General features: G+C 61.9%; 15 protein-coding genes and 1 tRNA gene. 9 read left to right on the top strand and 7 right to left on the bottom strand.

The annotated features are described in order from the left end of the window. The 3 genes from NTZ26_08695 to NTZ26_08685 all read left to right on the top strand — a co-directional run. The coding region (locus tag NTZ26_08695; GenBank protein ID MCX6560580.1) for a hypothetical protein at window positions 1–816 on the top strand (816 nt) is incomplete at its 5' end. A gap of 72 nt (window positions 817–888) precedes the next feature. Beyond that, complete coding sequence (locus NTZ26_08690; protein ID MCX6560579.1) at window positions 889–2,436, top strand: M20/M25/M40 family metallo-hydrolase; 1,548 nt, start codon at window positions 889–891, stop codon at window positions 2,434–2,436. A 43-nt stretch (window positions 2,437–2,479) separates the two neighbouring features. After that, window positions 2,480–3,421 (top strand): rhomboid family intramembrane serine protease, encoded by a 942-nt coding sequence (locus tag NTZ26_08685; protein MCX6560578.1) that lies wholly within the window; start codon window positions 2,480–2,482, stop codon window positions 3,419–3,421. Window positions 3,422–3,441: 20 nt separating this feature from the next. On the opposite strand, the gene NTZ26_08680 is transcribed toward NTZ26_08685, so the two are convergent. Together NTZ26_08680 and NTZ26_08675 are read right to left on the bottom strand one after the other, a co-directional pair. Beyond that, window positions 3,442–5,289, bottom strand: a complete 1,848-nt coding sequence (locus NTZ26_08680; GenBank protein ID MCX6560577.1) for a VWA domain-containing protein — start codon at window positions 5,287–5,289, stop codon at window positions 3,442–3,444. 370 nt (window positions 5,290–5,659) lie between these two features. After that, window positions 5,660–6,655: a 50S ribosome-binding GTPase gene (locus NTZ26_08675; protein ID MCX6560576.1), complete on the bottom strand. Its 996-nt coding sequence runs from the start codon at window positions 6,653–6,655 to the stop codon at window positions 5,660–5,662. Between the two features lie 244 nt (window positions 6,656–6,899). Between NTZ26_08675 and gyrB the strand changes: the two genes are divergently transcribed. From gyrB to NTZ26_08660, 3 genes are all read left to right on the top strand, one after another. Continuing rightward, window positions 6,900–9,287 carry a DNA topoisomerase (ATP-hydrolyzing) subunit B gene (gene gyrB / locus NTZ26_08670; protein ID MCX6560575.1) on the top strand — a complete coding sequence of 796 codons (2,388 nt, stop codon included), beginning with the start codon at window positions 6,900–6,902 and terminating at the stop codon, window positions 9,285–9,287. Between the two features lie 31 nt (window positions 9,288–9,318). Further along, entirely contained in the window at window positions 9,319–11,877 is a 2,559-nt protein-coding gene (gene gyrA / locus NTZ26_08665; protein ID MCX6560574.1) for a DNA gyrase subunit A, read from the top strand. 516 nt (window positions 11,878–12,393) lie between these two features. Further along, a complete protein-coding gene (locus NTZ26_08660) occupies window positions 12,394–14,169 on the top strand; it encodes a long-chain fatty acid--CoA ligase (GenBank protein MCX6560573.1) in 1,776 nt (591 codons plus the stop codon). Between the two features lie 36 nt (window positions 14,170–14,205). On the opposite strand, the gene NTZ26_08655 is transcribed toward NTZ26_08660, so the two are convergent. The 5 genes from NTZ26_08655 to larB all read right to left on the bottom strand — a co-directional run bounded on the left by NTZ26_08655 (window position 14,206) and on the right by larB (window position 19,612). Continuing rightward, complete coding sequence (locus NTZ26_08655; protein MCX6560572.1) at window positions 14,206–14,982, bottom strand: hypothetical protein; 777 nt, start codon at window positions 14,980–14,982, stop codon at window positions 14,206–14,208. Between the two features lie 20 nt (window positions 14,983–15,002). Next, window positions 15,003–15,074 (bottom strand) — tRNA-Ile (locus NTZ26_08650). A gap of 174 nt (window positions 15,075–15,248) precedes the next feature. Next, the gene (rpoD, locus tag NTZ26_08645) at window positions 15,249–16,904 is read right to left on the bottom strand and encodes an RNA polymerase sigma factor RpoD (GenBank protein ID MCX6560571.1); all 1,656 of its coding nucleotides are present in this window, start codon (window positions 16,902–16,904) and stop codon (window positions 15,249–15,251) included. Next, a complete protein-coding gene (dnaG, locus tag NTZ26_08640) occupies window positions 16,901–18,667 on the bottom strand; it encodes a DNA primase (GenBank protein ID MCX6560570.1) in 1,767 nt (588 codons plus the stop codon). The genes rpoD and dnaG overlap by 4 nt, the downstream gene beginning before the upstream one ends. A gap of 201 nt (window positions 18,668–18,868) precedes the next feature. Continuing rightward, on the bottom strand, window positions 18,869–19,612 hold the full coding sequence (gene larB / locus NTZ26_08635; protein MCX6560569.1) for a nickel pincer cofactor biosynthesis protein LarB: 744 nt from the start codon (window positions 19,610–19,612) through the stop codon (window positions 18,869–18,871). A gap of 84 nt (window positions 19,613–19,696) precedes the next feature. Here larB and lpxC point away from each other — a divergent pair, with 84 nt between their 5' ends. The 3 genes from lpxC (at window position 19,697) to glmU (ending at window position 22,963) form a co-directional block, all read left to right on the top strand. Continuing rightward, the gene (lpxC, locus tag NTZ26_08630; GenBank protein ID MCX6560568.1) at window positions 19,697–20,545 is read left to right on the top strand and encodes a UDP-3-O-acyl-N-acetylglucosamine deacetylase; all 849 of its coding nucleotides are present in this window, start codon (window positions 19,697–19,699) and stop codon (window positions 20,543–20,545) included. 499 nt (window positions 20,546–21,044) lie between these two features. Then, window positions 21,045–21,557, top strand: a complete 513-nt coding sequence (locus NTZ26_08625) for a tetratricopeptide repeat protein (protein ID MCX6560567.1) — start codon at window positions 21,045–21,047, stop codon at window positions 21,555–21,557. Next, a complete protein-coding gene (gene glmU / locus NTZ26_08620; protein MCX6560566.1) occupies window positions 21,554–22,963 on the top strand; it encodes a bifunctional UDP-N-acetylglucosamine diphosphorylase/glucosamine-1-phosphate N-acetyltransferase GlmU in 1,410 nt (469 codons plus the stop codon). Before NTZ26_08625 ends, glmU begins: the two co-directional genes overlap by 4 nt. The last annotated feature ends 5 nt before the right edge of the window (window positions 22,964–22,968 follow it).

Genomic DNA, 22,968 nt, shown 5'->3' with positions numbered 1-22,968 from the left:
CTGCTCGTCTCGGCCGTCCCCGCCCGGGGGCAGGGCCACTTCGAATTCGGCTTCCATTACGGCTCCTGGAGTCTCAACCTCCTCAAGTCGACCTTCGAAGGCTTGGCCGAAAGCATCGCCGAGCAATTCAAGAACCAGCAGTTCGACAAGATTCAGGCCGACAATCCCGACGCCAACTTGCGGGAGCTCGACTTCCAGACTACCTCCGTTTTCGACTCCAGCGGCAAGGACTTCGGGTTCGATATCCGATGGTACCCCGCGGGAGAGACCGGCTCGTTTTCGATCGGCTTGGCGGTTGAGAAGATGACCATGAAGATCGGGATCCCGAGCTCCACAACGGCCATGACCATCGAGGACATGAATACCGGCAAGATCATCCATTTCGACGGCGCCGCCTCCGGCGAGGTTAAATCCACTCCGATGGTCTTCCTGCTGAATTTCCGCTGGGACATCTTCCCCCGCGGGGTCATCCACCCCTACTTCACGTTTGGCTTCGGGGCGGCCGGGGTGAGCGCCTTGGACGAAACAATCATGGCCTACGATATCAGCGGGACGGTGGATTTCCCCGGCAAGCCGGCGCAGACGATCGCCGAAACCGGGAGCAAAACTCTGCTCGAGCTCAAGGCGGAGGACGCCCAGCGGAAGCTCGAGAAGGGCAAGGGCGAGGAGCCGTTCGATTATCCGATCAAGTTCTTCCCCTTTGTCCAGCTCCATTTCGGGCTTAAGGCCAAGCTGGCCAAGTTCGCCCACCTGATGGTCGATTTCGGTGTCCTGGACGGCTTCGTTTTGCGCGGGGGCCTGGCCATCCGGCTTTAAGCCCTGCTTGCCAGGGCGGGGCGTTTGTAATACATAGATCCTTCCGCGATATTCCCTCCGGGAGGAGACTCCATGCGCCGCTTTCGCACTCCTGTTTTAGCCCTGATCCTGGCCCTGTCCTTCGGTTTGACGGCCGCCGGCCCGGCCCTGGCCCAGAGAGCCAATCCGTCCGCAAGCCCCAAGACCGACGAGCAGAAGCTCCTGGAGGCCATGCATCTCATCCAGAGCGGAACGCTCTACGATTACGTCAAGGAAATGGTCTCCGAGAAGTACGGCGGCCGCCTGACCGGGACGCCGGAGTACAGAGCCTGCGCCGAATGGATCGTCTCGTTGCTTAAATCCTGGGGCGTCCAACCGGGCGGGGACAACGGGACGTTCTATCAGACTTTCGCCAATCCCTACACCATCGTCTCTCCCGGCGGATATCTGACGATGGACGTCCCGGTCAGGGACGGGGTGATCAAGAAGTCCTACAAATATGAGGACGAGTTCATCCCCGGCGGGACCTCCGGCTCGGGCGAGGTTACGGCCGAGGTGATCTTCGTCGGCTTTGGCGTCACGGCCCCCGAGCTGGGTTATGACGATTACGCCGGGATCGACGTCAAGGGCAAAATCGTCCTGATGGATCCCGAAGTCCCCCTGCGGGCGGACGATTCCGCGGCCTTCAAGAAGTGGCGGCCTTACTCGTTCCATCAATACAAGCTGGAGAACGCGGTGGCCCACGGCGCCAAGGGCATGATCTACAACTACGGACCGATCGGCAACCCCAACAACGCCTACCACGAAGGGTTCGTCTATCATCACGTCGGGGCCGCCGTCACGGCCGACGTCTTCGCCGGGACGGGCCGGAAATACGGCGAGACCATGGCCGCGATCCGCAAGGACCTCAAGCCCCGCTCGTTCGCCACGGGCAAGACGATGTCGCTCAAGAACGTCACCGTCCACCATCCGGACGGGATCGGGTTCAACGTCGTCGGCGTCATCCCGGGGACCGACCCCAAGCTCAAGGATGAAGTCATTATGCTGGGTGCCCATCTCGACCACCTCGGTCGGCTGTGGGAGTTGATGCCCGGGGCCAACGACAACGCCACGGCAGTGGCCGTCGGGCTGGGCGTGGCCGAGGCCATCGGGAATTGCGAGATCAAGCCCAAGCGGACGATCGTCTTCAATTTCTTCGGTTCGGAAGAGCAGGGAGTGCGGGGGTCCAAGTACTATGTCGAGCATCCCCTGTATCCGCTCGACAAAACCCTTGTTTTGATCAACATGGAAGGGCCCGGCGCGGGGGAGAAGATCGGGGCGTCCGGCGCCACGACTTATCCGGCTTTTTGGGCGTTTATCGAGAAAGCCAACGCGTCTTATATCCATCGGATCGTCTCGGGCGGTGGGACGGGCTATCCCGGCCGGCCGCGCCAGGACTCGGCCTGGTTCTACTGGGCGGGCGTGCCGGCGCTGACGTTCGGAGCCGACGGCGGCAAGCCGGTCCCGTATCCGACCTACCACAACACCCGGGACGCCTTGAATCTGGTCACCCCCGAGATCATGGAGGACATGGCCCAGCTCTTCTTCATGGCCGTCATGGACATGGCCGACGAGCCGGTGTTGAATTTTCGGGTCAATTAAAGACCGGACGGCTTGCCGCCGCCTCGGGTATAATCAGTATTCCATGAGCCGTTTTTTCGAAAAGCTAAGCAAGGCCCTGGGCTTGAACTATGTCTGGTGGCATTGGCGATGGCTTCGCTTCAAGCAGCGGCTGAAAAGCTCCTTCTCGACGGACACGAACACCGCCCGCCATCTCCGGTCCCGGCAAAGGATCTGCCGCTGCGGCGCCTTGGCGGGCGCGGGGGATCGGACCTGCGGCGTCTGCGGCGCCAAGCTCCCATCGGCGGCCGCCAACTATCTGGCCAAGGTCTTCGGGCTCATCCTGCCCGGGGTTTCCCCGGTCACGGCCGGCCTCATCACTCTCATCGCCGTCGATTTCCTCTTCCAGATGATCCTTACGGGAGGGAGCGCGCTTCTGCGGCCGAGCCTCGAGTCCCTGCTGCGGGCGGGCGCCCTGGAATCCCAGCTGGTGGCTTCGGGACAATGGTGGCGGCTGTTGACGAGCGTGTTCGTCCATATCGGCGTCATCCATCTGCTCTTCAACCTGTACGCGCTCGTCAGCGTCTCGCATTTCCTGGAGCGGGAAATCGGATCGGCCCGGTACCTGGCGCTATTCCTACTGGCCGGAATCGGGGGATCCGCCGCCTCCTATGCGCTCCGGACGGAAGTCGTGATGGCCGGCGCGTCGGGAGCCCTCTTCGGCCTGATCGGTTTCTCGATCGCCTATTTCCGCCGGCAGGGGGGAGCGAGGGCCCAGGCGATCCAGAGCTTCATGCTCCGCTGGGCGATCTACGGCTTCGTCTTCGGGCTGATGGTGCGGGCGGACAACCTCGCCCATGCCGGGGGCTTCGTGACCGGCTTCCTTCTCGGCTCGATCATGGAATTCCGGGCGGATGAGATGCGGAAGCGGGCGCCGGCCTGGAAGATCCTGGCCGGGTTGTTTTTCGCCGTTCTAGTCATTAGCTTCGTGCTTCTGATCAAGGCGCCGCCGATCATCTTCCGATAGATAATCCCGGACGATTCGGATCAACGGATCAACAACGGCATCTGGCAGTAAGCGGCCGCCTTCGTCGTTTCCTCTTCGGCTTGGAGATAGAGCCGATAAGACCCCGAAGGAATTCCCTCCAGCCCCAGCTCGGCGAGCGTGGTCTCGCTTCCGGCGCCCCGGCTCTTCTTCATCACGGTTACCGGCAAAGATCGGCTGGAGCCGCTCCCGGAATCGATGAGGGAAGCCCTCCAGATGAGACTTGCCTTCATACCTTCCGGTATTTCGCAGGGAATAATGGCGGCCAGCTTCGGCGTCCCGCTCGGGATCTCGCCCGACAACAGGCTGTAGGCCGACTGATCGAAGGAATAGAAATTCTTCCAAGTGGAGTTCTTTTTGTCGATGCCCCCGATGAAGATCGCCTGTCCTCCGGCCGTTAGGAGCAGCGGCGTCCCGACCCGAAGCCCCGCGGCGGCCTTCGCCGGCATCGCTGCCCTGGCATAGGCCATCGCGGACTCGCCTGTTTCCAAATCACGAATGATGATCCGGCAGCGATACGAGCCCGGCGGGGTCGCCGAGTCGGCTGCGAAAATCAGGCTCTTTCCCGCGTATTCCGCCAGCTTGAGCTTCAATCGAATTCGATCGATGGTATGGTCCTGTTCGTCCAGGATGAGGGTCACGAGCTCGACGCTCCGCCCGTCGAATTTGTCGATCACCGCGCCTGGTAGCTTGGCCAAAAGCAGGACGCGGCCTATCTCGGCACCCGGCGGATGAAAGCTCGCGGCGGCCATCGGGAAGATCAGGGGAGCCTGGCCGCGCGGCTTTTCGGACAAGGCCAGATCGAACAAATGCAGCTCTTTTTCCAGGTCCGAATAATCGCTAAAGGGCTTAGGATTGTTGTATCCCGATTGAGCCTGGATCTTGTAATCGCCGGAGACCAGCTCGACTTTGATCTTGTGATATTTTCCGTCCCATGTCTCCTTGACCGGATATCCGAGGACATAGTAATTGCGGGTCATCTCCTGGACATCGCGCGCGATGTCAGGGAAGACGTCGATCGCCCCAATCTCGCCATAAGCCTTTCCGCCCGTCCCCTTGGCCATGAAGGAGAGCAATTCTCCGCCGGATTTTTTCACCGGCCCGCCCGCGGGAGGGAAAGGATTTGGAGTTTCCGTATTGATCGCATAAAAAAGCGCATTGGCGGCCGCGAATTCCCGGTTCATGGCCTCCAAGCGGCGAAGACCGTCCCCGTCTCTGCCGTTGATCACCGCGCCTTGCGAGAAGTAAAGGATGTTTTTATAACCGGGCAGGAAGCGGAGCGCCTTGGCCAAATCGCTCATCCGATCGGTAAACATCCGGAGGGATGACAGACCGGCTCGCGGAGCCGCCATGACGACGATTCCGTTCGCGCTGGTCATAACGTTTCCGGCGGTATCGGCGCCGCCGGTGTTAACTGTGCGGCCGGGCGCATCCCTCACGCGCCTCAGCGCTTCCCGAACAAGGGCGTGGTCCGTCGTCAAAAAAGCGTGGAGAACGACACCCTTCATGGTGGAATAGGAAAACACACCGACTTCGTCCGTCGGCAAGACCTGGGTATCCAGAAAATGAAGGGCGGCCGCCCGGGCCTTGGCGATTCCCTCGAGGTCGTTGGCGTCCTGGTCGATGAAGATAAAGAATTTTCGGTTCAAGCGCGTCTCGGGGAGGGGCGTCGGCAGGAGCGTTTCGCCCACCGGCGGCTGGGGCGCGGGCTTCGTTCCCGAAGCCGCATGCTTCTCGAATTCCGTGATTGTCTGCTCCTGACCGTTGTCGTAAATGCGAAAATCCGATTTCCCCAGGGTCATGGCCGGCTTTCCATCCTTGCCAGAGACATAGACCTGAATCAACTTCAAGCTGACAGAGACTTCATGTTGGATAGGTTTTTGTTCTTGGCCTGCAGGGACCACTAACCCAACCGCAACAAGTAACCCGCTCAGGCAAAGCGTGCGCTTCATAGGCACCCTCCTTCCGCAAAAAAGGACCTGCCTTATTCTTAGTTATATCAGCAAATAATATGCCAAGAGGAGGGCTGAATTCAGAGGGGTTATTGAAAATGGAGGCCGGCCTCCCGTCCTCACGGCAGGACAGATGTCCTGCCGGGCGCAGTCCGGGTTCCCCGAATCGGATTAGAAGGCCAGCGTCAGGCCGGCGTTGATCGTCAGAAGATCCGTGCGCGAGCGCCAGGCGTCGTAGACGCCGGGAATACCGGATTCGATCAGCCGACTAGATATGCAGCTCGACGACGTCCTGGTCCTGCAGGATCTCGTCGCGGGTGATCATTTGGCCGCTGTACGATCCCTCGCGCCAGAGGCGGGCATAAGCCAGCTTCTCGGCGAAGTCCTTGTGCACCGAGCGGGCGATGTCCACGACGTGGGCGCCCCGTTTCAAGACATGGGGGTCGTTGTGCTCGACTTTCTTGCCCGGGGGCTTGCTATAGACGCGAATGACCCGGAGCATGTCGAAGATCCGCCGGCGCAGAGCCTCGAGACCGTCTTCGGTGGCGGCGGACACGGCCAGGATGGGGATCTGGCCCTCGAAGAAAAACTTGAGGGCCTCGAGGTTCTCGCCCGCTGGATCGAGATCGGTTTTGTTGGCGATGAGGAAGGAGCGCTTACGGTAGATCCGCGAGGCATCCTCCGCCGGCGGCTCGAACGATTCCGGAACGAACTCGACCTTCTTGTCCTTCAGCTTGGCGAAAAGCGTTTCCAGCAGGCCGGGAGTCTCCGGCGCCGACGCATCGGCGACCACCACTGCGGCGTCGGCGACCTTGATCAGCTCGACCTGCCAGCTCTCGAGGTACTCGGCCGTGATAGGAGGGAGGTCGATGAGCTGAACCTTGACGTTTTCGAACTTCATCATATACGGAGCCGGCACGCGGGTGGTGAAGGGATAGTCGCCCACTTCGACCTCGGCCCCGGTCAGCGTTTTAACCAAGAGCGACTTGCCCGCGTTGGGAGGCCCGACCAGGATGACCTGCCCGGCGCCTTGCTTGTCGATGATATACGAAACGCCGTGCTTGGCCGAGGCCGTGGCTTTCTGCGCCTCTTCCTTCAGCTTGGCGATCTTGGAACGGTGCTGGGCCACCATCTTCTCGGTGCCCTTGTGCTTGGGGATGAGACGTAGAAGCTCCTCGTAGATCTCGATCTTCTCAGCCGGGGTGACGGCTGTCCGGAGCTTCTTCTCCGCCTCCAAATATTGCGGGGTCAGGTTGGCCGCCATAACCGGATTATACCAAAAAACGGGCCCGGCGCGACCCCCCGGCTGATCGGCCGGCGAATCGGGGCCCCTTCCCCCAACCCTGGGGCCGGAGATGGGTTTCGGCCACAAAATCTAGTGGATTTGACTCGTTTTTTTCCTTTACTCGTTGAGCCGGATTGGAGTATAATTTCCGATTGAATCAGGGGTTTTTAGAGCCCCCTACCGGCTAAGTTTATATTGCTTTAAATAAACAAGTTAGGTGCCCATGTCGGAACAAAAATATTCGGCCGAAAGCATCAAGGTCCTGAAAGGATTGGAAGCGGTCCGAAAACGGCCCGCCATGTACATCGGAAGCACCGGATCGGAGGGGCTCCATCACCTGGTTTACGAGGTTGTGGACAACTCCATCGACGAGGCTCTGGCCGGTTACTGCAAGAACATCGAAGTTTTCATCCACGTCGACAACTCGATCACCGTCATCGACGACGGCCGGGGCATCCCGGTCCAGATGCACAAGAAGGAGAAGAAGTCGGCGGCCGAAGTCGTTATGACTATGCTCCATGCCGGAGGCAAGTTCGACGACAAAGCCTACAAAGTCTCGGGCGGCTTGCACGGCGTCGGCGTTTCAGTCGTCAATGCCTTATCCAAGCGGTTGGACCTGGAGGTCAAACAGGACGGAGGCATCTACGTCCAGAGCTACGAGCGGGGCGCCGCCTTGGCCAAGCTCAAGCAGGTCGGCAAGACCAAGAAGACCGGGACCAAGATCACCTTCTGGCCGGACGATGAGATCTTCGAGACGCTCGAATACGACTTCGAGATCTTGACCCAGCGGATGCGCGAGCTGAGCTTCCTCAACCGCGGTATTCGCATCGCCATCACCGACGAACGCTCCGCCAAGTCGCACGACTTCCAGTACAAGGGCGGCATCCTGGAGTTCGTCCAGTACCTGAACCAGAACAAGGACGTCCTCAACCCCCGCCCCATCCTCTTCGAGTCCACCAAGGACGACATCGTCGTCGAGCTGGCCTTCCAGTACCACGCCGGCTACAACGACAACATCTTCACTTTCGTCAATAATATCAACACCCACGAGGGCGGCACTCATCTGATCGGGTTCAAGTCGGCCCTGACCCGCTGCCTCAATTCATACGCCGAGAGCCACAACATGCTCAAGGACCTGGGAGCCAGCAGCCTTTCGGGCGATGACGCCCGCGAAGGCCTGACCGCGGTCCTGAGCGTCAAGATGCGCGACCCCCAGTTCGAGGGCCAGACCAAGACCAAGCTGGGCAACTCCGAGGTCAAAGGCATCGTCGAGTCGCTGGTCAACGAACAGCTGGCTGCCTATCTCGAGGAGAATCCGACCAACGCCAAGCGCATCATCCTGAAAGCCCTCGATGCGGCGCGGGCCCGCGAAGCGGCCCGCAAGGCCCGCGAGATGGCCCGCCGCAAAAGCGTCCTGGAGAGCTCCTCCCTGCCGGGCAAGCTGGCCGACTGCCAAGAGCGCGATCCGGCCCTGGCCGAGATCTACTTGGTTGAGGGCGATTCCGCCGGCGGCTCGGCCAAACAGGGCCGCGACCGCCGCTTTCAGGCCATCCTGCCGCTCAAGGGCAAGATCCTCAACGTTTGGAAGGCCCGCCAGGACAAGATCTTCAACAACGAGGAGATCGGGTTCATGGTCGCCGCTCTGGGCACATCCATCGGCGAGACCGAATCGAGCCTCGACAAGCTCCGCTACCACAAAGTCATCATCATGACCGACGCCGACGTGGACGGGTCGCACATCCGGACCCTGCTGATGACCTTCTTCTATCGGCACATGAAATCCCTGATCGAACAGGGCTTCGTCTACATCGCCCAGCCGCCGCTCTACAAGATCAGCCGCGGCCGCGAGATCCTCTACCTCAAAGACGAGCGGACCTACGAGAAGTGGCTGGTCAAGAAGATTTCGGAGGACTTCAAGGTCCGGGTCAAGGGCCATAAAGAGATTTTCGAGGGCGAGAAGTTCCGCAAGCTCTTCCTGCGGATCATGCAGAAAAAGAACTACATCCAGTTCCTGGAGCGCAAGAACTACCCCTTCTTCCTGATCGAGATGCTCATCCGCGAGGGCGTATCCGACCTGGAATACCTGCAGGACCGCAAGAGCGTCAAGCGCCTGCAGGGGCTGATCGAAGCCAAGGACCTCAAGGTCGAGATGAGCCAGGACGAAGAATACGGCGCCTTCGAGCTGTCCGTCAAGTTCGGGGTCAACGGCATGTCTGTGACCTGCCGGATCAACCACGATCTGATCGAGTCGTCCGAATACAAGGCTTTGATCAAAATCTACGAGGAGCTCAAGGACTTCGTCCCGCCCTTCGAGGTCTTGAGCGACGGCGAGACCGTCGTGGTCGAGAACGAGACCCGGCTGGTCGACTTCCTGCACGAGAAGGGCAAGAAGGGCGTCTCCATCCAGCGCTACAAAGGCTTGGGCGAGATGGCTCCCGCACAGCTCTGGGAGACCACGATGAACCCCGAGAACCGCTCCCTGCTGCGGGTCGCGATCACGGACGCCGTCACGGCCGACAGCGTCTTCGACGTCCTGATGGGCGACGAGGTCGAGCCGCGCAAGAAGTTTATCGAGCGCAACGCCCTGCTGGCGCAAAACCTGGACATCTGACCTCCGAACCGAATCCCGAGAGATATAGATTATGGCTAAAAAAAGCAACCGCCCCCGCAATCCCAAGAAGCCCCCTCTCGCCTCCGGCGACGCGGGTGCTCCGGCCGAAACCGGGCCGACTCCCGACCCCGAAAAAGCTCCCAAAACCCAGCAGCCGCTGTTCCCGATGGCCGCCGACCTCTCGGTCGTCAGCCTCGAGGAGGAGATGAAGCGCTCCTACCTCGATTATGCGATGTCCGTCATCATCGGCCGGGCCATCCCGGACATCAAGGACGGCCTCAAGCCGGTCCATCGGCGCTGCCTGTACTCCATGTACGAGACGGGAACGGCTTATAACAAGCCGTACAAGAAATCAGCCCGCATCGTCGGCGACGTTATCGGCAAGTACCACCCCCACGGTGACCAGGCGGCGTACGATACGATCGTCCGGATGGCCCAGGAGTTCAGCATGCGGGCCGTCCTGGTCGACGGCCAGGGCAACTTCGGGTCGATCGACGGCGACCCGCCGGCGGCCATGCGTTACACCGAGGTCCGGATGAGCAAGCTGGCCTCGGAGATGCTGGCCGACATCGAGAAGGACACGGTCAACTTCATCCCCAACTACGACGAAAGTCTGACCATGCCCGAGGTCCTGCCGGCCCGGTTCCCCAACCTGCTGGTCAACGGCAGCTCGGGCATCGCCGTGGGCATGGCCACCAACATCCCGCCCCACAACCTGGCTGAGGTCTGCGATGCGGTGTCGTATCTTATCGAGCATCCCAACGCCTCGCTGGACAAGATCATGGAGATCATCCCCGGCCCGGACTTCCCGACCGGCGGCTACATCTTCAACCAGCAGGGCCTGCGGGACGCCTACCGCGACGGCCGCGGGAGCATCCAGATCCGGGCCAAGTCCATCATCGAACGGGGAGACAAGGGCGAACGGGAGCGGATCGTCATCAATGAAATCCCGTACGCCGTCAACAAGTCGCGCCTGCTGGAGAGTATCGCCGAGCTGGTCAACCAGAAGAAGATCGAGGGCATCGCCGACATCCGCGACGAGTCCGACCGGGAGGGCATCCGGATCGTGCTCGAGATCAAGCGGGGCGAGCTGCCTGAGGTCGTCCTGAATAATCTTTATAAGCACACCGCCCTGCAGACCTCCTTCGGCATCATCATGCTGGCCATCGTCGACAAGCAGCCCAAGGTCTTGAGCTTGATCGACATCATGAAGTACTTCATCGCCCACCGCCAAGACGTCATCCGGCGGCGGACCCGGCACGACCTGAAGAAGGCCGAGGCCCGGGCCCATATCCTGGAAGGGCTGACCATCGCCCTGGACCACCTGGACGCCATCATCAAGCTCATCCGGGCCTCCAAGAACGCCGAAGAGGCCCGGGCCGGCCTGATGGAGAAGTTCAAGCTGTCCCAGCTCCAGGCGCAGGCCATCCTGGAGATGCAGCTGCAGCGGTTGACCAACCTGGAGCGGGAGAAGATCGTCCAGGAATACCAGGAGGTCAAGGCCCTCATCGCCAAGCTGCGCAAGATCCTGTCCAGTGACAAGATGGTCATGGACATCATCGGCGAGGAGCTGCGCGAGGTCAAAGCCGCCTTCAGCGATCCCCGCCGCACGGAGCTTCGCGGTGAGATCGTCGCCGACCTGCGCCCGGAGGACCTGATCAAGGAGGAGGACGTGGTCGTCCTCTTCACCCAATCCGGCTACGTCAAGCGGACCTCGCTGTCGTCCTACCATTTCCAGATCCGCGGCGGCAAAGGCCGCAAGGGCATCAGCATGAAGGCCGAGGACGTCGTCGAATCGCTGTTCGTCTGCTCGACCCATTCCTACCTGATGTTCTTCACCAATATCGGCCGGGTCTACTGGCTGAAGGCCCTGGAGATCCCCGACGTCGGCATTGCCGGCCGGGGCAAGGCCATCGCCAACCTGATCGAGTTCCAGCCGGACGAGAAGTGCACGTCGGTCGTGGCCGTCAAAGATTTCGTCGAGGACAAGTTCATCGTCATGATGACGACCGACGGCCAGATCAAGAAGACGGCCCTCAACGAGTTCCAGAATATCCGCAAGGGCGGCATCATCGCCATCGGCCTGCGGCCCAAAGCCCAGCTGATGTGGACCCGGCTGACCGACGGCAAGCGCGATGTCGTCATCGCCACCAAGATGGGCAAGGCCATCCGCTTCGGCGAGAAGGACATCCGGTCGATGGGCCGGACGGCGGCCGGCGTGCGCGGCATGACCCTGGCCAAGAAGGACGAGGTCATCGGCATGGTGGCCATCGGCGAAGAGGATAAGTTCATCTTCACCGCCAGCGAAAAGGGCTACGGCAAGAAGACCGAGATCGACCTCTACCGCAAGACGCGCCGCGGCGGCAAGGGCATTCTGAACCTCAAGGTGACGCCCAAGATCGGCAGCGCCCTGGGGATTCTCGGGGTGGGGGAGGACGACTTGCTCGTCGTCACCTTCTCGGGCAAGGTCATCCGGATCAAGACGACCGCGGTCCGGGCCTCCGGCCGGGCGACGCAGGGCGTCCGCCTCATCAATCTCGACGAGCAGGATCGGGTCTGCTCGGTGGCCAAGGCGGGCGAGAGCGAATGAAGAGCCGGAAGGGGTCCTGACCGCTCCGGCGCCCCGTCCGTGCTCGCGCCACCCATCCCCCAGTGGGGCCCTTCCGCTGCGCGCGGCCGGAGCATCCGTCGCGTCACCCCTTCCGGCTCTTCACTCTTTGAGGAGAAAGGGTAAAAGAAATCCATTTTAGGAACCTTACCCGCTTCCTCGCCGACCCTATGCTGAAGCATAGGGCTACAAAGCTCGTGGGTTTCGGCCCCCATCATCCCTCGCCCTAAGTTGCGTTTTCCGGAATGCGCGATGCTTATCGTTCAAGCCCGCCCTTTCCGATCCGTATCTCGAACGATAAAATCGCATTCAAACGGCAAAGGCTACCTTGAGGGGAAGTCCGCGTCACCCGTCCCGGTTCTCTACTCCATGAGGGAAGAGAGTTTAAGGCCCCCTTCAGAGGATCCCGATATAACTTGGACGGTGCTTTCCGTTGACACGACTCTCCCGAATCCATAGAATTGCCCCACCTTAACAGCAGCCGCCAAGGAGGCGCCCATGGTCACGACTCTGGCCGAGCTTTTTCTCAACACCCTGAAGAGCTATCCCAAGCCCGATCTCATGTTGGCCAAGAAGGAAGGACGCTATACCCCCATCTCGACCCGGGAATTCGGCGATACCGTCAAGCATTTCGCCTTGGGCCTCCACGCCCTCGGCCACAACCGCGGCGACAAGCTCATCATTCTCTCGGAAAACCGGCCCGAATGGGTCATGACTGACTTCGCCGACCAGTGCCTGGGCGCCATCACCGTCCCGGTTTACACGACCTTGGTGCCCGACCAGGTCAGGTATCTCATCAACGACTCGGATGCCACGGTCGTGGTGGTCAGCAACGCCCTGCAATGGAAAAAGATTGAGGCGATCCGGGAGGACCTGCCCGGCGTCCGGCATTTCATCACCATGGCCGCCGAGGCCCCCGCGCCCGGCGTGCTGACGTTTGCCGAAGTCCTGGCCAAGGGCCGCCAGGCCGCTGCGTCCGCCCCGGACGAGTTCGAGACGCTGGCCCGGGCCGTCAAGCCGGAGGACGAGGCCTCGATCATCTACACCTCGGGGACCACCGGCTTGCCCAAAGGCGTCATCCTGACCCACGCCAACCTGGTCACCAACATCATTGCCGCCTCGACTATGATCTTCTTCTCGGACAAGGACACCGTGCTCTCCTTCCTGCCGCTGTCCCACATCTTGGAACGGATGGTCACCTTCACCTATCTCTACAAGGGCTGTTCCGTGGCTTACGCCGAGAGCATTGAAACGGTGGCCGAGAACCTCATCGAGGTCCGGCCGCACATCATGGTCAGCGCACCGCGGGTCTTCGAGAAGATCTACGCCAAGGTCATGGACACCGTCCTGGCCAGCCCCGGCCTGCGCCGCAAGATCTTCTTCTGGGGGATCAAGGTCGGCAAGGCGGCCAGCGCCCGCAAGCTGGCGGGCAAGCCCGTAGGCGGCCTCAAGCTCCACCTGGCCCAAAAGCTCGTCTTCTCCAAGATCGTGGCTAAGACGGGCGGTCGGGTCCGCTTCTTCGTCTCCGGCGGCGCCCCGCTTTCCAAGGACATCGCCGAGTTCTTCCACGCCATCGGATTGTTCATCCTGGAAGGCTACGGGCTGACCGAGACTTCGCCTCTCATCTCCATCAACACCTTCGAGAAGCTCCGCTTCGGCAGCGTCGGCCCGGTCGCGCCCGGCGTCGAGGTCAGGATCGCGGCGGACGGCGAAATCCTGGTCAAGGGGCCCAACGTCATGAAGGGCTATTACAAAAAACCGGCCGAGACGCGCGACGTTTTCACCGCGGACGGCTGGTTTAAGACCGGCGACATCGGCAACCTGGACGGGGAGGGGATGCTGACCATCACCGACCGCAAGAAGGACCTGATCATCACGGCCGGGGGCAAGAACGTGGCCCCCCAGCCGATCGAGAACATCCTCAAGACGAATCCCTATATCGCCAACGCCGTGGTCATCGGCGACCGCCGCCGCTTCATCAGCGCCCTGATCGTCCCGAACTTCGAGAAGCTGGAGGACTATGCCAAGTTCTCCCGCATCCCCTTCGACGACCGGACGGCCCTTGTTCGCAACGTGCAAATCGTGAATTTCCTGATGGCCGAGATCGACCGCTCGACGCCCCACCTGGCGCCCTATGAAAAGATCAAGAAGGTCGTCGTCCTGGACCGCGATTTCGAGATCGAGCAGGGCGAAATCACGCCGTCCCTCAAGGTCAAGCGCAACATCGTCGAGGGCAAGTACAAGGACCTTCTCGACGGGCTTTATCGGGAGTAAGCGGGGGAGGCTGCCCCCTCGGGGGCGGCGGCCGGCTCAGCCGTCGCGGCGGCCGGGATCATCGGCCGGGGCGTTGGATTCGGACGGCGGCAGCGATTCGTCGCCGTAGTCCTTCGTCCAGTATAGGATGCGGCCGCAGGCTTCGCACATGATGATGGCCTTGCGCCCGATCAGCTCGTCCAGCAGCTGGGGCCGGACCCTCATCTGGCAGAGCGAGCAGAAGTCGTCCGTGACTTTGGACAGGGCGGTGCCGCCCTTCTTGATGTGGATGCGATTGTAAAGCTTGACCTGCTCGGCCGGAATCCCGGGCAGGACGGCGGCCCGTTCGGCTTCAGCGGCGGCCTTGCGGCCCATAAGATCAGCTTGCTCGTCGGCCACGGCGATCTTCTCCGACTTCAGCGTGACTTCCTGGGAGGCTTGGGCGGCCTGGGCGGCCTTGATTTCCTTTTCGACGTCGTCGGCCGCGATCATTTCGTTGAGGATGGTCTCCTCAATGGAGTCGATCTTGTCCTGGTTCTCGGCGATCTCCTTCTTGATGGCCTCGTATTCCTTGTTCGACTTGACGTCGTTCTGCTGGCGCTTGTACTTGGCCACGGTCTCCCGGAGCGTCTTGATCTCGCCCTCCAGGTCGCGCCGCTTCTTCTGGTTGGCGGCCAGCTTGTCCTTGGCCTGGACGACGACATCCGCGGTGGCATGGATCTGCTTGTCGATGGCGTCAAGGCGGGCGGGAACGGCGTCGAGAAGGGCGACGAGCCGGGCTATTTCGGAGTCCACATTCTGAAGCTGGATCAGTCGGTCGAAAGCGATATCCACAATTTGTCCCTCATTTCAGATGGGCCTACCAGGATTCGAACCTGGGACCAACCGGTTATGAGCCGGGAGCTCTACCGCTGAGCTATAGGCCCTAACCGGCCTCTTATACCATAGATCGCGGTTGGGGCACAACCGAAATACCGGGGTAGGCTTAGCCCCTTCGCGGGGACCGCAACCCCAAAATCGAGAAGAAAATATCCCCGCCCCCGGGGCCAAGCCTCCAACGGACGGGTCCGTCTTCGGCGGAAGTCTTTCGCCCTGGAGGCTTAGTGTCCATTGGTGAAGCTTTTAAGCTTCTTGGAGCGGCTGGGGTGTTTGAGCTTGCGCAGGGCCTTGGCCTCGATCTGGCGGATGCGCTCGCGGGTGACCTTGAACTGCTGGCCGACCTCTTCCAGGGTGTGCTCGTTGCCGTCGCCCAGTCCGAACCGCATCTTGAGGACCTTGGCCTCGCGCTCGGTCAGGCTTTTGAGGGCCTCCTCGATCTGCTCGCGCAGGTTGATGTGGATGACCGTCTCGGGCGGCGAGGGCATGACTTTGTCCTCGATGAAGTCGCCCAGGTGGCTGTCCTCTTCTTCCCCGATCGGGGTTTCGAGCGAGATGGGCTCCTGGGCGATCTTGATGATCTTGCGGACCTTGCCGACCGGCATGTCCATCTTCTTGGCGATCTCCTCCGAGGTCGGCTCGCGGCCGATCTCCTGGACGAGCTGGCGGCTGACCCGGATCAGCTTGTTGATCGTCTCGATCATATGGACCGGGATGCGGATCGTCCGGGCCTGGTCGGCGATGGCCCGGGTGATGGCTTGGCGGATCCACCAGGTGGCGTAGGTGCTGAACTTGTAGCCGCGGCGGTACTCGAACTTGTCGACGGCCTTCATCAAGCCCATGTTGCCTTCCTGGATGAGGTCCAGGAACTGCAGACCGCGGTTGCTGTATTTCTTGGCGATGGAGACGACCAGCCTCAGGTTGGCCGCCACCAGCTCCTTCTTGGCCTGGTCGCTGATCTTCTTGCCGGTGGTGATGGAGCGGACGATTTTGCGCAGGTTGGGCGAGTCCAGACCGACGTCCTTCTGGACGATCCGGATCTGGCGGCTGATGTCGCGCAGCTTTTCGGCCAGGTCCTCGTCGGGCTTCTTCTTGCGCGACTTGGCCAAGAGGAGCTCCATCTCCTCCTTCTTCTCCTCCAGCAGGTTCACGGCATGAAGGCGCTGACGGAGGATGTCGATGATCTTTTCTTTCTGGGTCGAGCGCAGGTTGAGACCGCGGATCGAGGAGGACATTTCGACGATCACGCGGCTTCGCGACAGGGCGTTACGGCGGTTGTTGGGGATCTTGTCCAGCTTGCGGCTGAGGTCCCGGATCCGCTTGATCTTGGCCAGGATCTGCTTTTTCTTCTCCTCCAGCTTGCCCTCGGCGATGTCGTCCTCGGAGACGTCGAACATCTCCTGGATGACCATGGCGTCGATCTTGATCCGCTCCTCAAGGTTGAGGACTTCGTTCATGACCAGCCGGGTCTTGCTGAGGGCCTTGACGATGGCTTTCTCGCCGCGCTCGATCTCGCGGGCAATGGCGATCTCGCCCTCGCGGGTCAACAGGGAGATGTTGCCCATCTCGCGCAGGTAAAGCTTGACCGGGTCGGTTGTGCGCTCCAGCCCCTGGGTCGTGACCAGCTCGTTCTTGCGCCGGCGGGGGATGATCTCGCGCTGCTTCTGGTCCAGGATTTTGATGCCGTAGTCGTCGATCGAGCTCAGGAAGTCGTCGAAGTTGCCCTCGGACTCGAGCTCGTCCTGAAAGGTCTTGTCAATGTCCTCGAACAGAAGGTAGCCTTGCTTGCGGCCCTTGGAAATCAGCTCCGAGATCTCGTCCTTGGCGATCTTGGGGTTGGTCGGCACGCGATTCTCCTCTCCGGCGTTCTTGGGCTTCATCTATGATTACGCTCCATTCCTTCGTTCGGTTGCCAGGGGCTGGCCGCCTGGACGAGCTCACGGGTCAAGTCCTGCTTGCGGCGTAGGAGCTCGACGACGCGGTCCTTGTCGCCGGCCTTGTCGGCCTTGCCTATCTCCGCCTGGATTCGCTTCACTTCTGTTTCCTTGGCCGTCCGGCGCAGGGCCGCCAGGCATTCCAGGGCTTCCGCCAGGCTGGGCTCGCAGCCCTTCTCAAGCAGGGCCCGGCCGACCTGCCGGGAAAGAGAGGAGTCGAGCTCCTTCTGTAACTCGTGAAGAATGAGATTCTTCTCCGTGCGGAAACGGTCCTGTATTATCCTAAAAAACGGCCCGCTTTTCAAGCTCTCAAATTCTCCGACCGGGCAGCCGGGCAGGATCGCAGGCCACAAGTCCTGCCGTTCGATCAGGATCTGGATCAGGCGGCGCTCGGCCGGGAAGAGCTCCCCGTCCGCCTCCGGCCCCTTTTCCTGCGGCCGGGGCTGGGCCACGCGGCGCAGGACCGCCTCGTCGATCTTGAGAGTCTCGGCCGTTTCCCGGAGGTATTCGCTCCGGATGACCGCGTCGGGAATGGCGTCCAAGGCGGCCAGAACGCCCTTGAGCACCCGGGTCTTGACCTCGGGGACCGCCATGCGCTGGCCCCGGATCGACTGTTCGAGGAAGAACTGGATGCCGGTCGAAGCCCTGTCGCAGCGTTCCCGGAAGTCGGCGGCTCCGTACTTTTTGAGGAACGAATCCGGGTCGAGATTCTCCGGCAAGACGAGGACCCGGCCCTCCAGCCCCTTCTCGAAAAGAAGCGGCAAGGCCCGGAACGAAGCCGTCTGCCCGGCCGCGTCGCCGTCGTAGGCCAGGAGGATCCGCGGGGCGAACCGGCTGACCAAGGCCAGCTGATTGGGGGTCAGGGCCGTTCCCAGCGAGGCGACGACGTTACGGAACCCGGCCTGGTAGAGGGACAGGTAATCGGTGTACCCCTCGACCAGGATCGACTCGCCGGCTTGGCGGATGGCATCCTTGCTGGTGTTCAGGCCGTAGAGGAGATGGCCTTTGGTGTAGAGCGGCGTGTCCGGGGAGTTGAGATACTTGGGCTCGACGTTGAAAAGCGTCCGGCCTCCGAATCCGACGATCTTGCCGGTCAAGTTAGCGATCGGGAAGATGACCCGGCCGCGGAAGCGATCATAGTATTCCCCGGGCTTCTTGCCGGGCAGGGCCAGGCCGGCCTGCTCCAAGAGGGCCAGGGAGACGCCCTTGGCCTTGAAATAGGAAGTCTGGGCGTCCCAGGAATTGGGCGCATAGCCGATCCGGAATTCCTCGATGATCTCGTCCGAGACGCCGCGCTTCTTCAAGTACTCGAGGGCCTTGCGGCCTTCCTGCGTCGAGGTGAGGCTTTTGCGGAAGAAGGCCAGGGCTGACTCGTTCAGCTTGACCAGCTGTTCCTCGAGTTTAAGGGCCTGGGGGCTGAGCTTGCGCTGATCGGGGATGGGGACGTGATAGCGCTCGGCCATGGCCCGCAGGGCCTCGGGAAAGGTCAGATTTTCCTTCTCCATGACCAGGGAGAAGACGTCGCCGCCCACACCGCAGCCGAAGCAGTGGTAGAGCTGTTTGTCCGCGTCAACGGTGAAGGAAGGCGATTTCTCGTTATGAAAGGGGCAGAGCCCGACATGCTTGTGGCCGCGGGCGCGCAAAGTCGTATATTGCGAGGCGATCTCGATGATGTTGGCGGCTTGGCGGACTTGTTCGACGATTTCCATGGAATGGCCGGGGTCAGGCGAAAAATTTACCTCAATATAGGGTCCGATCCACTCAAAGTCAAGAAAAACATCGGCTTAGGCGGATAAATTGACCCTATTTCAGGCCTGCGGATCGGTCCTTTTCTGTCGAAAATTGTTAAGTTATTGATATGGAATAAATTACCAGTGTGTTCTGAATCCTTGACTGGGATCGATCCCGTTTCAGAGGTGATTGATCAAACTGGCCAAGTAGGCCGCTCCGAAGCCGTTGTCGATATTGACGACCCCCACTCCGCCCGGGCAGGAGTTGAGCATGGCCAGCAGGGCGGCGACGCCCTTGAAGCTGGCCCCGTAGCCGACGCTCGTCGGGACGGCGATGATGGGGACGGAGAAAAGCCCCGCGACGACGCTGGGCAGCGCCCCTTCCATCCCGGCGCAGGTGATGATGACCCGGGCTTCCTTAATCCGCTTGTATTCGCCCAGAAGGCGGTGGAGGCCGGCGACGCCGACATCGTAGGCCCGTTCGACCTTGTTGCCGAGCATCTCACAGGTGACGCGGGCTTCTTCGGCTACGGCCATGTCCGAAGTTCCGGCGGTCAGGATGAAGACCCGGCCCTTGCCGGGAAGCGGCGGCCTTTGGCGGAGAAACGCGATCTTCCCGTCGGCGTTGTAGGCGGCCTTGGGAACGGCCCGTTTCAGCTTGGCGAAGGAGGCGGCTTCGATCCGGGTGACGAGGAGGCTGCACCCTTTGGCCAAGATGGCCTTGGCGATGCGCACGATCTGATTGTCCGTCTTGCCCAGACCATAGATGACCTCGGGAAAGCCCTTGCGGAGCTCCCGGTGGTGGTCGATCTTGGCGAAATCCAAATCCTCGTAGGGGTAGTCCTTCAGGACGCCCATGGCGTCGTGGGGCGTGAGGGTCCCTTTGCGGACCCGTTCCAGGATGGCTTCGAGCTGGCTCTTCATGTCGGGATTCTACCACGAGAGGCCCATACGGCCGAAACCCGCCGCGGATTTGACCGGAACGCTCCGTCCCCATAGAATAGCCGCATGCCCGCCCAGAGAACCCTCCGCCGCCCGGCCGATGTCTCCGGCCTGGGCGTCCACTCCGGGAAACCGGTCAGCCTTCGGATCCTCCCTTCGGATGGGGGGACGATCATCTTCCGCCGGCCCGACCTGGGCGGCGCGGAGATGGGGCTGGCTTTGGACCGCGTCGAATCCCGCAACAGCACGGCCCTGGTCGGCGAGCGGTTCACGGTCAGGACCGTGGAGCATCTCCTGGCCGCCTTGCAATCCTATGGGGTGTTCAGCGTGATTCTGGCCGTGGACGCCGACGAGATGCCGATCATGGACGGCAGCGCCCTGCCTTTTGTTCGGGCGATCGAAGAGGCCGGCCTGCGGGAGCTGGATCGCCCCGCCGCCGGGATGCGGATCGTCAGGCCTCTGGTCCTGGAAGACAGCGGGGCCTGGGTTCGGTTGGACCCGATCCCCGGGGACGGCCCAGCCGTCCTCGACTATACGATCGTATACGAGCATCCCGCGATCGGGACGTCCCGCCTGGAGCGGCCTCTGACGCCGGAGGCCTTTGCGGCCGAGATCGCGCCTGCCAGGACTTTCGGCTTTCTGAAAGATGTCGAATCGCTGCACGCCCGGGGCTTGGCTCTGGGCGCTTCGCTGGCCAACACCGTGGCCCTGGATGAAGCGGGCGTCGTCAACCCGCCGCTGCGGTTTCCGGACGAGTTCGTCCGCCACAAGCTGCTGGATCTTGCGGGCGATCTGGCCCTGCTCGGCCGCCCGTTCCTCGGCCGAGCGTCCGCCTTCCGGGCCGGCCACCGGCTCCACCTTGAAGCCGTCAAAGCGCTTCTAAATCGACCGGACTGCTGGGAACCGTTTGAATAATTGAATTTTTCGGATTCATACGTTCGCGGCGCTGAAACCCCGATTTTTAAATCGGGGTCATAAGCGCCGCTCAGGATTAACCCTGTTAATACCCCTGGCTTCAGCCCGCCCTCATCCGCTTCGCGGCTGAGGACTGCAACCCCGTCGTCGAACCGCCGGGGCGGAAGCCGAGCCCGGGGTATCGAGCGGGTTTATTCCGAACTCCTCTTGAGCAAAAGGGGGCAAACCTCTCCCAAACACATAAAATTGAACGCTTAGCCAAACAGGAAGGGTCCCGATCCGACTTTGTTTCTGACCGCTGCTCACGATACGATGGAAGCCGAATGGAGAAGGCTCCTTGGGGGGGAGGCAGAGACGGCCCGGTCGGAGACCGGGACGGAACGTTGGAGGGGGACCCGGATAAAGGGTCCACCTCCAAGGGAATCCCCTGAGCCCTATATTGGACTTATTACCCCGGCTTGTGTAAAATACGACCCATCTTCGTGTTGGGAGTGCATTAGTGAAAGACGAACGGACAAAAAAGGACGAATACCAGAAGGCGCTGGCCGCTTATTCCGAGGCTCTGAAGGAATTCCGCAAGGGCCGTTTCGAGAAAGCGGCGGAACTGCTCCGCTCCCTTTTGGAGAAGCACGCCTCGGAGCGCGAGTTCGCCGATCGGGCCCGGACCTACCTGGCCATCTGCGAGGAGAAGCTGCGGGAGCCCCGGGAATTGCCGACACCCAAGACCTTCTCGGACTTCTGCCACCACGGCGTCTACCGGATGAATCGGGGCGAGTTTGAGGAAGCCCAGAAGATGCTCGATAAGGCGGCCAAGCTCGATCCCGATGCCGCCATCGTTCCTTATCTGAACGCGGCCCTCCTGACCGCCATGGGCAAGCTTGACGAAGGCCTCGAATTCCTGAAGAAAGCCATCCTGGCGGATAAAGCCTACAAGATCATGGCCCAGAACGAGCACGATTTCGAGCCTCTGTGGGAGGACAAGCGCTTTAAGCTACTGACGCGCATGGCATGAGAACGCGGCTGACCGCAATTGTTTTAGCCGGGGGGAAGGGGACGCGGTACCGATCTGCAACTCCCAAATCCCTCCATCCCTTGCTCGGGAATACCCCTCTCGCGCTGGCCCTGGACGCGGCCCGCGGCGCCGGCGCGACCCGCCTGATCGTCGTCTGCGACCGCGGCGACGAGGCCACGGCTCGGGCGGCCCGGGAGGCGGGAGCCGCGGACGTCGTGCAAGCCGATCCGGACGGAACGGCCGGTGCCGTCGCTGCGGCCCGCGCCGCCTTGGCCGGCGAAACCGAAAGCGATCTCCTGATCCTCCCGACGGTCTACCCGCTGCTCCGCCCCGAAACGCTGGCCGAGCTGTTGAAATTCCACCGCAAACGCCGGGCTTCCCTGACGATCCTCAGCGCCGTTGTGGCCGACCCTCGCGGTTTTGGGCGCGTCCTAAGGGGTGATGAAGGGGCGCTGCGGATCGTGCCCGAAAGCGAGGTCGCCGGCGCCGCCCTGGCCGTGACCGAGATCGGCACCGGGGTCGGCTGCGCCCGGGCCGGCCTTCTGTTCGGGGCCTTGCGGTCCGGCCGAAGGGGCGGCGCGCCCGGCGAACGCGACTGGCAGGCGGCGGCGGAAACTCTCTCCCAGCGCGGCGAGCGGGTGGAAGCCTTCGCGACACCCGGACCCGAAGAGATCATCCCCCTTGCCACCAGGGCCGACGCCGCTCGCATCCGGGCGGCCCTGCGGGACCGGACGAACCTCCGTTTGGCCGAAGCCGGGGTCACGATCATCGACCCCGCCACGGCCTGGATCGACCTCGGCGTCCGGATCGGGCCCGACTCGATCGTGAACCCGTTCTGCGTCCTCGAGGGGGCGACGACGATCGGCGCCTGGACCCGGATCGGGCCGGGGTGCCATATCCGGAACGCGGTCATCGGCGACGATGTCGCCGTTTCGGCCTCGACTGTGATCGACGACGCCGTCCTTGAAGACCGCGTCTCGATCGGGCCGTTCGCCCGGCTGCGGGCCGGCACCGTCCTGCGGGCCGGGGCCCATGTCGGGAATTTCGTCGAGATGAAGAAGTCGGATTTCGGCCCCGGGGCCAAGGCCGGGCATCTCTCCTACCTGGGCGACAGCGAGGTCGGGGAGGGCGTCAACATCGGAGCGGGGACCATCACCTGCAATTATGACGGGGTCCGCAAGAACCGAACGGTCATTGAAGCCGGCGCCTTTATCGGCTCGGGCTCGGAGCTGGTGGCGCCCGTCCGGATCGGCCGCGGCGCTTATGTGGCGGCAGGCTCGGTCATCGTCGAGGATGTCCCGGCCGAAGCGCTGGCCATCGCCCGCGGCCGGCAGACGGTCAAGGACGGCTGGGCCCGGCGGCGTCGCGAGCAGAACGAGCGGGCCAAAACCGATGCCGGGAAATGAACCCG

The organism is Candidatus Aminicenantes bacterium, from assembly GCA_026393855.1.
Lineage (GTDB): Bacteria > Acidobacteriota > Aminicenantia > Aminicenantales > UBA4085 > UBA4085.
Note: the sequence above shows the minus strand (reverse complement) of the source record. Positions and strands in the feature narration are given on the sequence as shown.

Bases quoted from the DNA above. Each gene is read 5' to 3' on its own strand.
- NTZ26_08690 (MCX6560579.1), top strand. From the start codon at position 889: ATGCGCCGCTTTCGCACTCCTGTTTTAGCCCTGATCCTGGCCCTGTCC.
- NTZ26_08685 (MCX6560578.1), top strand. From the start codon at position 2,480: ATGAGCCGTTTTTTCGAAAAGCTAAGCAAGGCCCTGGGCTTGAACTAT.
- NTZ26_08675 (MCX6560576.1), bottom strand. From the start codon at position 6,655: ATGGCGGCCAACCTGACCCCGCAATATTTGGAGGCGGAGAAGAAGCTC.
- gyrB (MCX6560575.1), top strand. From the start codon at position 6,900: ATGTCGGAACAAAAATATTCGGCCGAAAGCATCAAGGTCCTGAAAGGA.
- gyrA (MCX6560574.1), top strand. From the start codon at position 9,319: ATGGCTAAAAAAAGCAACCGCCCCCGCAATCCCAAGAAGCCCCCTCTC.
- NTZ26_08660 (MCX6560573.1), top strand. From the start codon at position 12,394: ATGGTCACGACTCTGGCCGAGCTTTTTCTCAACACCCTGAAGAGCTAT.
- rpoD (MCX6560571.1), bottom strand. From the start codon at position 16,904: ATGAAGCCCAAGAACGCCGGAGAGGAGAATCGCGTGCCGACCAACCCC.
- dnaG (MCX6560570.1), bottom strand. From the start codon at position 18,667: ATGGAAATCGTCGAACAAGTCCGCCAAGCCGCCAACATCATCGAGATC.
- larB (MCX6560569.1), bottom strand. From the start codon at position 19,612: ATGAAGAGCCAGCTCGAAGCCATCCTGGAACGGGTCCGCAAAGGGACC.
- lpxC (MCX6560568.1), top strand. From the start codon at position 19,697: ATGCCCGCCCAGAGAACCCTCCGCCGCCCGGCCGATGTCTCCGGCCTG.
- glmU (MCX6560566.1), top strand. From the start codon at position 21,554: ATGAGAACGCGGCTGACCGCAATTGTTTTAGCCGGGGGGAAGGGGACG.